This window comes from Microbulbifer pacificus (assembly GCF_002959965.1).
Classification (GTDB): Bacteria; Pseudomonadota; Gammaproteobacteria; order Pseudomonadales; family Cellvibrionaceae; genus Microbulbifer; species Microbulbifer pacificus_A.
Genome location: NZ_PREV01000026.1, coordinates 2,130,577 through 2,143,803, shown reverse-complemented (window position 1 = coordinate 2,143,803; position 13,227 = coordinate 2,130,577). Strand labels below are relative to the sequence as shown.

General features: G+C 57.7%; 7 protein-coding genes. 1 reads left to right on the top strand and 6 read right to left on the bottom strand.

All coding sequences use genetic code 11. The features are described 5' to 3' along the window. Nucleotides 1-28 precede the first annotated feature (28 nt). The 6 genes from C3938_RS09420 to C3938_RS09395 form a co-directional block, all read right to left on the bottom strand. Entirely contained in the window at nucleotides 29-2,104 is a 2,076-nt protein-coding gene (locus C3938_RS09420) for a CBM35 domain-containing protein (protein WP_105102881.1), read from the bottom strand. A gap of 466 nt (nucleotides 2,105-2,570) precedes the next feature. After that, a complete protein-coding gene (locus tag C3938_RS09415; RefSeq protein ID WP_105102880.1) occupies nucleotides 2,571-6,269 on the bottom strand; it encodes a carbohydrate-binding protein in 3,699 nt (1,232 codons plus the stop codon). 573 nt (nucleotides 6,270-6,842) lie between these two features. After that, complete coding sequence (locus C3938_RS09410; RefSeq protein ID WP_105102879.1) at nucleotides 6,843-8,144, bottom strand: TRAP transporter large permease; 1,302 nt, start codon at nucleotides 8,142-8,144, stop codon at nucleotides 6,843-6,845. Between the two features lie 15 nt (nucleotides 8,145-8,159). Then, nucleotides 8,160-8,726, bottom strand: coding sequence for a TRAP transporter small permease (locus C3938_RS09405; protein ID WP_418903581.1), 567 nt, complete (start codon nucleotides 8,724-8,726; stop codon nucleotides 8,160-8,162). A gap of 123 nt (nucleotides 8,727-8,849) precedes the next feature. After that, nucleotides 8,850-9,842: a TRAP transporter substrate-binding protein gene (locus C3938_RS09400; RefSeq protein WP_105103313.1), complete on the bottom strand. Its 993-nt coding sequence runs from the start codon at nucleotides 9,840-9,842 to the stop codon at nucleotides 8,850-8,852. Between the two features lie 408 nt (nucleotides 9,843-10,250). After that, nucleotides 10,251-11,213 carry a sugar kinase gene (locus C3938_RS09395; protein ID WP_105102877.1) on the bottom strand — a complete coding sequence of 321 codons (963 nt, stop codon included), beginning with the start codon at nucleotides 11,211-11,213 and terminating at the stop codon, nucleotides 10,251-10,253. A gap of 486 nt (nucleotides 11,214-11,699) precedes the next feature. Here C3938_RS09395 and uxaC point away from each other — a divergent pair, with 486 nt between their 5' ends. Beyond that, entirely contained in the window at nucleotides 11,700-13,115 is a 1,416-nt protein-coding gene (uxaC, locus tag C3938_RS09390; RefSeq protein ID WP_105102876.1) for a glucuronate isomerase, read from the top strand. Nucleotides 13,116-13,227 lie beyond the last annotated feature (112 nt).

Here is a 13,227-nt window from a genome sequence, read left to right as displayed (position 1 = left end):
CCGGCCGCTTCGTCATGTTCGCCCGGTATCAGCCACCGCAGTTTCCGGCCGCGGGCGACGATCCGGTGATGGCAACACTGTCGATATTGGCGAGCCCACTGCTGCCGGTTGCTTCCAGCCGGACGGCGTTGCTGCCGGCATTCAGCCACACAGTGACGGTGCTGCTGTTGCTGTAACTGGTCCAGGCGCCAGTGCCGCCCATACCGAGGGAGGCCTGGTTGCCGCCATTCACCAGCACTGCCGCAGGGCGGTCACTGCCACCATTGGCGTAGCGCCACTGCAGGTTGTAGTTACCGGCACCAGGGGCGACCACAGACCAGTTCACGCCCGCACCACTGACGTTATCGGTGTTGGCGTATCCCGCACCGGTATAACCACTGTGCTCGGACTCAATCGCACCATCTACACCACAAAAACCCGCCGTATTTTCCTGCAGCGTGATGGTGGCACTGCCGCCCGAGGACCCGCCGGATGATCCACCGGAGGACCCGCTGGATGATGAAGAACTGCCACTGCCTCCAGTCGCGTTATAGATCTCGAACTCGGCAATCTGCGGCGCACTGCTGGCGGAGTCGATCATCAGGTTGATTTTGCTCATGCTCACATTGCCGAGATACACCTGCAGCGCCGCGCCGATGCTGGTGCCGGAAGCGAGTTGCACTCCGGTGTCGTTGTTCACCAGACGCCAGGCCTGCACCCGGTTGCCAATTTCGCGAATCACCACGGTATTGAAGGTACCGGTAAGATTCTTGACGGAAATACGCTGACCGCTGCTGGAGCTGGGCTGCCAGTAGCTGGACGTGTCGCCATCGATGGCATTGCCATAGCTTGAGCCGCTGGCTTTGCTGCTGCCATCTGCACCGGCGCTGAGTGCCAGATTCTGCCCCAGGGTGCCACCGCCGGAACTGCCGGAGCCGCCCGAACTGCTGGATGAGGAGCTGCTGGAAGAACTGCCACCGGAGGAACCGCCTGAAGAACTGGAACTGGAGCTCGAACTGGAGCTACCGCCAGAGGAGGAGCTGGTGGAGCAGTTGCTTGCCCGCGCCAGTCCTTTATTGGCACCGGCCGTAGAGGCAACAATCTGCGGAACAAGGTTGGCATTACACAGAGAGTAGCTGTAGGGGATGCTGATGGACGTGGTGGAGACCGGATTGGGGCCGGCGGGGTGATTTTTGTCACCCTCGGAGGTCCACTGAATGTTGGACCACACATTACCGCTCACCTGCCACGTCCCCATATCGTTGGTATAGAAGGTGCCGAGCGGGTCTTTTGAATCCTCGAAGTAGTTGTTTTCCGCACGTATCTTGCCACCGATACGCGGGTTCATACCGGACTCATTCAGGCTCATGTAGTGGTTGTTGTATGCATGCGCCGTGGCGCCGCGCAGCAGCGGGGTGCGCGAATCAATGTTCTGATAGAGGTTGTTGTGAAAGGTGACCGGACCGTTGTTCAGATCGCTGTCACTGGAGCCGACCAGGCCGCCGCGCCCGGAGTTTTTCAGAATACTGTATGAGAGAGTGACGTATTTAGTGTTCGCTTTCATATCGAACAGCGCGTCGTACCCCTCACTCTCACCACCAGATGCTTCCAGGGTCAGGTGATCCGCCCACACGTTGCTGACATTGCTTTCCATACCGATGGCATCACCGCCATTGGATGTGGGAGAGCCGGATTTCTTTACATTCCGTACATGCAGGTTCTGCAGAATGATGTTGGAAGAGCTGCGCAGGTGAATACCCACCTGATCGAACAGCGCGCCGTTGCCGACCCCGATCAGCGAAACATTGCTCACTTCTTTTATTTCAATCACACCATCGGCGGTATTGCAGCTGCTACCGGAGACCTTGCTGGTATTGCCGTGATTGATGGTGCCCTCGACGTGAATAATAATCGGCGTGCTGCTGGAAGCGCGATTACACAGCGCCTGGTGAATCTGCGTTCCGGTGGTGGCATACACCACATCGCCGCCAGCACCGCCGGTGGTTCCACCGTTCTGCGTGGCGAACCCTGTGGCCTGCGCAGACACATCTGCGGCCGTGAGGCCTCCCACCAGGGTGCCCAGCAATGCACCCAGCATCGCTGTTTTCTTCAGTCTGAATTCCATGTGACCTTCCGTATTTATGTTTATTAGAAGATGAAGTCAGACGACCAGTCACAGGCACCACACCCGGAAACAACGCCCTAATACGCCCCCTCATGCAGGCATGCAGGGCTAACGGGAACAACATAGGGACTAATCATCATCGCTGTTTGCCGCCAGGGGACAGGCGGCCTGAATATTGGTTTGCCATTATTGTTTTGCGCAACTTTTTGAAAGCCACAATTGGCAATACCAATATTAAAAAGAGGTTAGTCAGAAACTTTTTTTGTGTAAAGCCTTTTACGAGTTATCGTCATCTGAGAGGCGCGATTTCCGACACCATTTACAACAACATCGTTGTGCCGACATACCACAGGCTTCCCGCACAGGCGTTCTTGGTCACCGGCTTAATTCGCCAGAGTATAAAAAAGCCCGTGTACCGACCGATACACGGGCTTCCGCATGACTTAAGTCAGGTTAGTAACAGATCTTACTGGCAGTCCACTTCGCCCAGTCCAATTACATAATTCTGGCTGTAGCCCAATGGAGAATTGAACGGAATCTCACCGCTTTTGCCCGCTGTCGCAGCCACATAATCCGCCAGTGCCTGACCAGCCGGGCGGCGCTCGGCGGCGATCAGGTCGCGGGAGTACTGCGAGTAGTCCTGCTTCAGATCTGCCACGGAACCCGATGCGTCGGCTATCTCATACACCAGCGATGGGTCGAGGTTGCACGCCGCGTCCGAGAACCAAACCTTGCTGCCCTCGCTGCGGAAGTTGCCATCGTCAACATCCCGCGCAAGCTCCTCACCGCGCTCGTTCAGCGCCTGTACCACATCGTCTTTTTCCTGATGGATGCTGTTCATCAGGAACATGTTGTCTTCCCACAATACGCTCGCACCGACACGCACACTCAGAGTGTCTTTGCGATAGTTCATAAAGAAGTTGTCGAACATGTGTGTGGTGCCGCGACGGATCAGCGGCACCCGGCGCAGAGTGTTGCCCAGGCTGCTGTAGTGATCATCGGTGGTGATAAACGCATTGTGGTGCATGGTGGTACGGATCTGCGCGTTAATGGTCCGGCTGTCGCTGGAACCGTGCAGCGCTGCGCGCTTCACATTCACCAGTTTGTTGAACGACATGGTGATGTTGTAAGCACCCACTTTCACATCAAATGCCGAGTCACCGGTAGTGTCGAAGGTGTTTTTATGAATCCAGATTTCATGGGAGGCGCCGGTGTTGCGGATCATGTCCGGATCAAGACCGTGATCTTCGGTGTGGCCTGCGCCGCGGAAGTCCAGATGGGTCAGGATCACGTGCTCGGAAGTCTGGGTCGGCTGACCGGCACTGTCCGCGCCGATGGCAAAACCGTTGAAGCGGAAGTAGGCATTGGCCTGGCGACCGTCGAGAGTTTTACGGGAACCGATCTTGGTATTGCGGATCGGCAGATCCTGGTCATTCAGGCGATCATTGAAGAACTCCGCCATGCAGGACTCGTGATCGTTGTAACCGTTGTCGGCGCACCACTGGCGATAGTCGACGCACTGCGCCGCTGTGCCACCGATCGCCGCCTGCACGGATGTGTCACCACAGAAATTCCGGTACATGGCCACTTCGGTTTCATTCGCAAACTCGAACTTATCGAACACGATCCAGTTGGGCTCGTCTCCGGTAACCGCATCCAGAATCTGCTGCTCCACAGAGCGGCCCTGGCTGTCGTTTTTGGTAATCACGGTCAGCGTGCTGTTGCCATCGGGATCGTAACCACCCAGCGCATTTTCACCGTAGCCCACAGCGCGCCCGAGGGTTTTAAACAGGCACTCGACAATTTCCTGGTCCGTATCCAGCTCGCTGGAGTCACGCCAGTTGACGTTAGGATCGGTCGCGAGAATGTAACAGGCGTTGCTGACATCCGGTGACGGGAAGGCTCCGCCGGAAGAAGAGCCGCTGCCGGACGAACTGCTGGAGGACGAGCTGCCCGAAGATGAGCCGCCGGAGGACGAACTGCTGGAAGAACTGGAACTGCCCGCGCCACTGGAGGAAGAACTGCTGGAGGAGCTGCTGCCACCAGAAGAGGAACCGCCATCGCTGCCACCGGCACAGTCACCGGCCGCCGGATCTAAACCGGTCACCGCGAGGCTGTCGATGTTGGCGAGACCGTTACCGCTGGTTGCCTGCAGTCGGATCTCGTTGTAGCCCACCGCCAGGGTCACGGTCACGGATTCGGTGGTGTAGCTGGTCCAGCCACCGCTCACGCCCATCGCCACGGCTGCCGCGCTCGCGCCATTCACCATCACATTCGCCGGGCGATCACCGGAGCCGTTGGCATAGCGGTATTCCAGGGTGTATGTGCCCGCGGCCGGAACCACCACGGACCAGTCGATGCCGGCACCGCTCGTGTTTTCGGTATTGGCATAGCCGAAACCGGTGTAGCCCGCGTGCTCGGTTTCCAGTGCGCCATCCACGGCACAGAAACCGGCTTCCGCTTCCTGCAGTACCAGGGTGGACACGGTACCGCCATTACCACCGGAGGAAGAACTGCTACTGGACGAGGAACCAGAAGAAGAACCGCCGGAGCTGGACGAGGAACTGGAAGAAGAGCCCACATCACCGGTCGCGTTGTACACCTCGAATTCAGCGATGTACGGCGCACTGCTGGCGCTGTCGATCTGCAGGTTGATCTTGGACATGGATACATCACCCAGATACACCTGCAACGCGCTGCCGATTCCGGTGCCGGATGCCAGCTCAGCACCGGTATCGTTATTCACCAGACGCCAGTCCTGCACCGCATCGCCACTCTCGCGAATGATGACGGTGTTGAAGCTGGTGGCACTGCTCCACTTGATGGAAACACGTTCACCGCTTGCAGACGAGGGTTGCCAGGCAGAGCTCAGGTCGCCGTCCCGTACATCACCGTAGCTTCCGCTGCCCTTGCTGGACCCGTCGGAGCCGGCACCGATGGACAGGTTTGCCCCCAGTTCGCCGGGCGCGGAACCACCGGACGACGTGCCGCCGGAGCTGGAAGAGCTGCTGGAGCTGGCGCCGCCAGAACTCGAGGAGCTGCTGGAAGAACTGGAACCGCCAGAGGATGAACTGCTGGAAGAGCTGGACGAGGACTGACAATTGCCATCGGACGTCAGCAGGCCCTTGTTGGCGCCAGCGGTGGCGAGAATGATCTGCGGCACACATCCCGCATCATCCAGCGTGTAACTGTAGGGCACATTCAGGGTGGTGGTGGACACCGGATTCGGCCCCGCCGGATGGTTGTCGGAATCCTCCGCGGTCCAGGTGACGTTGGAGAAAATATTACCGCTCACATCCCAGTAACCCATATCGTCGGTGTAGAACGTGCCGAGCGGGTCTTTGGAATCTTCGAAGTAGTTGTTTTCCGCCTTCATGACTCCGCCAATACGCGGGTTCATGCCGGATTTGTTCAGGCTCACGTAATGATTGTTGTAGGCGTGCGCTGTGGCGTGGCGCAGCAGTGGTGTGCGCGAGTCGATGTTCTCGTACAGATTGTGGTGGAAGGTGACCGGTCCGTTGTTGTCGTCGCTGTCGCTGGAGCCGACGAGACCGCCGCGGCCGGAATTGCGCAGAATACTGTAAGACAGGGTCACGTACTTGGTGGTGGCCTTCATATCGAACAGCGCATCGTAACCTTCACTCTCACCACCGGACGCCTCCAGGGTCAGGTGATCGCCCCACACGTTGTACACGTTGGATTCCATACCGATGGCATCACCACCGTTGGAGGTCGGAGAGCCGGATTTTTTTACATTCCGTACGTGCAGGTTCTGCAGAATGATGTTGGAGGAATTGCGCAGGTGGATACCCAGTTCATCAAACAGCGCACCATTGCCCACACCGATGATTGAGACGTTACTCACGTCCTTGATTTCGATTACACCGTCGGCGGTGTTACAGCTGTCACCAGAGACTTTGCTGGTATTACCGTGGTTGATGGTACCTTCCACGTGAATGATGACCGGGGTATCGCTCGATGGGCGATTGCACAGGGCCGCGTGGATTTCGGTACCCGTGGAGGCATACACCACATCGCCGCCGGCGCCGCCGGTGGTACCTCCGTTCAGTGTCGCGTAACCGACAGGCTGTGCCGCTGCACCCGCTGCCATCACGCTACCCAGCAGTGCACCCAGCACCACTGTTTTCTTCAGCTCAAATTGCATGTGACCTTCCGTTTATTTTTTTATCGAGAAGATTTTTCAGACGAAAGGCCACAGGCGTGCACTCCACGGGGGAGACACCTGAAAGCTAATGCCCGGATACAACTTGAGGGATAGCAGGACCAATCATCATCGCTTGGGGAGGTGGATACCGCGACACGTCCCGTGAGTTCGGCTTGCCATTATTATTTTACCACTTAAATGATTGGCAATACCAAAGAACAGAGAGAGGTTAGGCAAATAGAGAAGGCTTGTAAACGCGGCACACCGGCACAACATTCCGTTTTGTGACTTTTTACGAAAAATATCTCCATTTTTCGATGTTTTTTGCGCCAAAAATATCAGGAGGCGCAAAAATTAAGAAGTCGAGCAGCGGAGATCTGCAAAGTGGATTTACCAATCTTGCATGACCACTGATTGATAGATATCCAAGCCATCTCGCCAGAATCTCAAACTTCGGATAAAAAAAGCCGGGCTAAACAGCCCGGCAATGCCATCCTGATGATGATGCGAGGAAATCAATGAAACACCGCAGTCAATTCGGGGCCTCCGCCCCGGGTGAGTATCCCGGCAGGGTTACTCGATCAATCCCAGCGCCCGCGGCAGAAACTCGCTGATCGCCGGCACCAGGGTGACCAGCGCCAGTACCACAAACATCATGAGGTACATGGGCATCAGCGGACGAATCAACGCTGTGATGGATGTTTTGGAAATACTCGCCCCCACGAACAGCACGCTGCCCACCGGCGGCGTACACAGGCCGATACACAGGTTCAGGATCATCACGATACCGAACTGCAGCGGCGACATTCCGAGCTCGGTAACCACCGGCAGGAAGATGGGGGTAAAGATCAGTACCGCCGGGGTCATATCCATAAACGCACCCACAGCCAGCAGAATCAGGTTGATGGTGAGCAGGATCAGCAGCGGATTGTCGCTGATGGTGATCAGTGCCTGGCTGATGGTCTGCGGAATATTCTGGTAGGACATGATCCAGGACATGGCGGAGGACGCGGCGATCAGGAACATCACGATCGCGGTGGTTTCCACAGACCTGGTCAGCAGCGCCGGCAACTCACCCCACTTCACTTCCTTGTAGACCACGCAGGACAGCAGCAGCGAGTAGAGCACCGCCACCGCACTGGCCTCGGTGGCGGTGAAGAAGCCGCTGATGATGCCGCCGATCACAATAAAGATCAGGAACAGACTCGGCACTGCATCCAGGGTTTTCTGCAGAGCGAATTTCAGAGACGGTTTCTCACCCACCGGGTAACCCTTGGCCTTGGCCCAGATGCCGCACACGATCATCAGCCCCAGCGCCAGCAGCAGGCCCGGCAGGTAACCGGCGATAAACAGCGCGGCGATGGACACACCGCCGGACGCCAGCGAGAACACGATCAGGATGTTGCTCGGCGGAATCAGCAGACCGGTGGTGGAGGAAGCCACGGTCACCGCGGTGTTGAAGTTCTTGTCATAACCCTCTTTGGTCATCGACGGAATCATGAAACCGCCGATGGCCGAGGTGGCCGCCACCGCAGAACCGGAGATGGAACCGAACAGGGTGCAGCTGATGATATTCACGAACGCCAGACCGCCGGGCAACATACCCACCAGTACGCGCGCAAAGTCGATGATGCGCCGGGCGATACCGCCGCTGCCCATCAGCATGCCGGAAAAAATGAAGAACGGAATGGCGAGCAGCGCGAAGCTGTCGATACCACTGGCCATACGCTGGGCCATGGTGATCATGGCCGGATCAAAGTCGATGGTGCACAGCATGGTAAGCACGGTGGCCGCACCAATACTGATGGAAATAGGTACGTTCAGTGCGAGAAGGATCAGGAAACTGACCAGCAGTACGATAACGGCGACTTCCACAGTGGCTCTCCTCGCTTAGGCTTCAACGGCAGCTTCAGGCTGCTTTTGTTGTTGTTTTTCCACGACTTCCGAATCTTCGGTATAGGGGTGTACACCGGAGTCGAATTCCGCGGGCAGCTCCTGCTTCGCGGCCACCAGCTCCACCAGCTGATCGAGGGAGAACAGACAAATCAGCAGGCCGGACAGCGGCAGCACACTGTAGACATACCCCATGGGGATATTCAGCGCGGCGGAATACTGCTTCAGCTCGAAGGTGAGCAACATCAGCTTGGCACCACCATAGACCATGGCGGAAGCGGAAAAAGCGAAGCACACCAGCACCACGAAAATCTGCACGGTTTTGCGCATCGCACCGTGCAATGCATTGGTGAGCAGGTCGATGCCAAGGTGGGATTTTTTGCGGAACGCGTAGGCACCGCCGAGAATACCTATCCACACCAGCAGATAGCGCGCCACCTCTTCGGTGTAGGAACTCGGCTGCATCGGCAGGAAGCGGGTGAGGATCTGCCAGGTGACGTCCACTACCATCAGTGCCAGCAGCGCACCGAGCACGAAGGCCAGTGCCTGTTCAATTTTCTGCATCATCTTTGCCTTCCACTTTTGTTTATCAGTGGGCTTTTTATGTTTTTTGTCGGGCACGCTGCGCTTTGCCCAACCTGCGTTCTGTAATGCTGTGCTGTAGGAGCCTGCTTGCACGCACTCGTATTAATTAATCGCCTGGATCTGCTCCAGCAGGTCACCCACTTCGGTGCCTTTGTAACTGTCGTGCAGCGGCTTCACCGCATCGATAAAGGGCTGCTTGTCCGGATAGATCACCTCTACCCCCGCGGCCTTCACCGCGGCCAGGGATTCTTCCGTGGACTCCTGCCACAACTGGCGCTGGTAGGTCACGGCCTCTGCCACCGCCTGGTTCAACCAGGCTTGTTGCTGCGGTTCGAGTTTGTTCCACACCTCGGTGCTGATCAGCAGCAGGTCGGGTACATAGGTGTGCTCGTCCAGGGTATAGAACTTGGACACTTCGTAGTGTTTGGAGAGGTAGAAGCTCGGCGGGTTGTTCTCGGCTCCGTTGACCACGCCCTGCTGCAGGGCGGTGTAGAGTTCGCCCCAGCTTACCGGGGTGGCGGCACCGCCGAGCGTGTTGACCATCTTGATGGCCGTCTGGCTGTTCTGGACACGGATTTTCTGACCGTTGAGATCTTTTGGTGTCTGTACGGCGATGTCGTTCATGTAGAAGCTGCGACTGCCGGCATCCAGATAACCCAGGCCGCGCAGACGTGCGCGCTCACACGCGAGCAACAGGTTTTTGCCGATATCGCTCTGCAATACATCCCAGAAATGATTCGAATCGCGGAACACGTAAGGCAGGTTGAAAATTTTCATCTCCGGCACGAAGCCCTCCATGGGACTGGCGGAGACTTTGGTCATGGCGAGGCTGCCGATCTGCAGCAGCTCAATCAGTTCGCGCTCGCTGCCCAGCTGACCACCGGAATAGATATCGATACGCATGCTATCGCCGGAGAGTTCACGCAGGCGCTTGTCCATAAACACCATGGCGCGGTGCACTGAGTGCTGCTGATCCAGGGTGTGGGCGAGCTTCAGGGCCACCTGCTCTTCTTTGAATCCGCAGCTGGCCATCAGCAGGGTGGCACTCGCCAGTGCCGCGGCGCTCAACTGCCGCAAGATTGTTCTGGTTATCATCATCGTGACCTGCGATTTATTTCTTATCGGGTACAGGTTTTTCGGTGTGCCGTGCTGTTATCGCAGCGGGAGGTATAGCAGCCCTTCTGGCAGACCAAATTGGTCATACCATGCTACCAATAACCGGTCAGCGCGTGCAATCCGTGATTTCGGTTTTCAACACCGGTCCGGTCCTACCACTATCTCTCGGGCAACGCGACCGGGGTCAACCAGCTTCGGCCCTGCATTTATACGAGCGCCAAAACGGCAGCGAAGCTCACCGCCACAACAGCACACACCCACAGCCTTACAGGCCGCGTTGTATTTTACGCCAAAATGGCGCTTTTTTGATCTTTATTTCCCTTCTGGTCCGGCCAGCGGCGCCTGACCAGTCGCAACCCACCCACAGAAATCCCCGGGGACCTGTCATCAGCAGCTTGCCTCAGCCACGGCGGCGGCCGCGAAATAATCCGCACGCGGAATGATCGCGCCGCGATGGCCGATTACACGCGCCGCGCAGCGGTTGCCGGCAGCAATAGACTGCTGCGGGCTGGCTCCCCGCAGGCGCGCGGCCAGATAACCGGCATTAAATGAGTCGCCGGCGCCAGTGGTGTCGACGATCGAGGATACCCGTGGTACATCGACAACAGTCAAAGTCCCGTCGACCTGCAGCAGTACCGGCTCGGCACCGCGCTTGATCACCAGTTCCGCCACACCGAATTCGCTGTTGCGCTTGAGGCAGCTGCCTGGACGCTCATCGCCCCACAGAGCCTGTTCATCCTCAAACGTCAGCAGCGCCATATCGGTTTGCCGCAGGAACTCCTCCACCGCTGCCCGTGCGGCCTGCGCCGATGCCCACAGACGCGGGCGGTAGTTGCTGTCGAAGGCTACGCGGCCACCATTGGCACGGTACTCTCTCAGAAAGGCCAGCAGTTCACGACGGGCTTCCGGATTCATGATGGCGAGCGTGATGCCGGACAGGTACAGGCAATCCATCTGGTTCAGATGCGCCTTCAGCACCTCGCGTCTCGCCGGGTCGGCGAACAGTTCGCGCGCCGGCGCCTCTCCGCGCCAGTAGGTAAAGTAGCGCTCGCCGTCAGCGGTGTTCTGGATCATATACAACCCCGGACAACGGGCCGGCAGACGCACGATGGCACTGGTATCGATGCCCTCGGCAGCGAGGCGGGTGAGCACTTCCTCACTATAGGGATCTTCTCCCAGCAGGGTGACGTAACTGACGTCGACGCCACCGCGGGCGATATACACGGCGGTGTTGTAGGTATCTCCGGCATATGATTGTGAAAAACAGGACGGTGCCTTCTGCCCATTCCCCTGGTCCACCGCTTGCGGTGCCAGTTCCACCATGACTTCTCCCAGTGCTGCCAGCTTCACTCAGTGCTCCAAATATACAGAAAATGTTATCTAATAGTCTTTATTACTATTTGGTAAGATTCGCCTCAAGCGAATTCGTCCACCCCACATCGGAACGCTACTCACGGTCTGAGATCGATTAATTGCGCACAAATGCCTTACCAGAATGGTTGACTGGTATAACCAATTTTTGGCAACATGGCAACAACTGATGCCGATTCACACCGTGAGCCGGTATCGGGGATTTCTCCATCGCCTGGCGCACCGGGCTCGGGGGCTGGTTTGGACCCCCTCCGCCCTTGTTTAGCGCAAACTGCCCGCTCCCTCTCCGGCCCCGCCGGGTGGCGAGCCGGGCCTTTCTTTTGTGAAGCGGATTTGGGACCTGTTATTAACAGGCTCTAGCAGATACCGATACTCGCGATGATGATGAAACCTTACAAGAATAAATGAGGCCGGAGCCCGAGCGCTCGACCTTAGATGGCAAACCCGAAATCTGGAAGTATCCACATGACACGCCCTCTAATCCTGCATCCCGACCGTCTGTTTCCGGCCGATAAAACAAGCCGGGATATCGCCCGCAATCTTTACGAGAGCGTCAAAAATCTGCCGATTATCAGCCCCCACGGTCACACCGACCCGTCCTGGTTCGCGGAAAACAAGCCCTTCGGCAACCCCGCCAACCTGTTGATTCGCCCGGATCACTATGTATTCCGTATGCTCTACTCTCAGGGTATTGCCCTGGAGCGCCTGGGTATCCGCACTCAGGACGGCACCGAAGTCGAGCAAGATCCGCGCAAGATCTGGCAACTGCTGGCGGACAACTACCATCTGTTCCGCGGCACTCCGTCGCGCACCTGGCTGGATACGGTGTTCCACGATGTATTCGGTCTGGATGTGCAACTGAGCAGCGAGACTGCCGAGCTGTACTACGAGCGTATCGACAGCGAATTGAAAAAGCCGGAGTTCCTGCCGCGCGCGTTGTTCGAGCGTTTCAATATTGAAGTGATCGCCACCACCGAGTCCCCGCTGGAGGATCTGCGTCACCACCAGAAGATTCTGGACAGCGGCTGGAAAGGCCGTGTGATCACCGCCTTCCGCCCGGACCCGGTACTGGATCCGGATTTCGAGGGCTTTACCGATAACCTGGCACAGCTGGCGGAGATCACCGGAGAAGACACTTCCACCTGGTCCGGTTACCTGGCAGCCCTGCGCAACCGTCGCGAATTCTTCAAGAAGATGGGCGCGACCTCCACCGACCACGGTCACCCCACGGCAACCACCGCGAACCTGCCTGCGGCAGAAGCCGAGGCACTGTTCCTGAAAGTGAGTACGGGCAACGGCAGTGCAGAAGATGCGGAACTGTTCCGCGGCCAGATGCTGACCGAGATGGCGCGCATGAGCATCGAGGACGGCCTGGTGATGCAGATTCACCCGGGCTCTTTCCGCAACCACAACCAAGTGGTGTTCGAGCGTTTCGGTCGCGACAAAGGTTGTGATATTCCATCGCCGACGGAATACGTGCGCGCACTGCGTCCGCTGCTGGAAGCGGTGGGTAACGAGCCGGATCTGACCATCATTCTGTTCACTCTGGACGAGACCAGTTACAGCCGCGAACTGGCACCGCTGGCGGGTCACTACCCGGCGCTGAAACTGGGTCCGAGCTGGTGGTTCCACGACAGCCCCGAAGGTATGCGCCGTTTCCGCGAACAGGTGACAGAGACCGCCGGTTTCTACAATACCGTTGGCTTCAACGACGACACCCGTGCCTTCCTGTCCATCCCTGCCCGTCACGACGTGGCGCGCCGTATGGATTGTGTGTGGCTGGCGCAGCTGGTCAGCGACCACCGCCTGCAGGAAGACGAAGCCTTCGAACTGGCCGCCGACCTCGCTTACAACCTGGCGAAGAAAGCTTACAAACTTTGATTCATGCTCGGTGGCTTGGCGCTCTGAATTGGTTTCAGTGGCGCCGGATCACTGGGTGGGGATTTTTGAAACCGCTGTGAATACATCCCTGTACACTGCGTCAGCAACATCC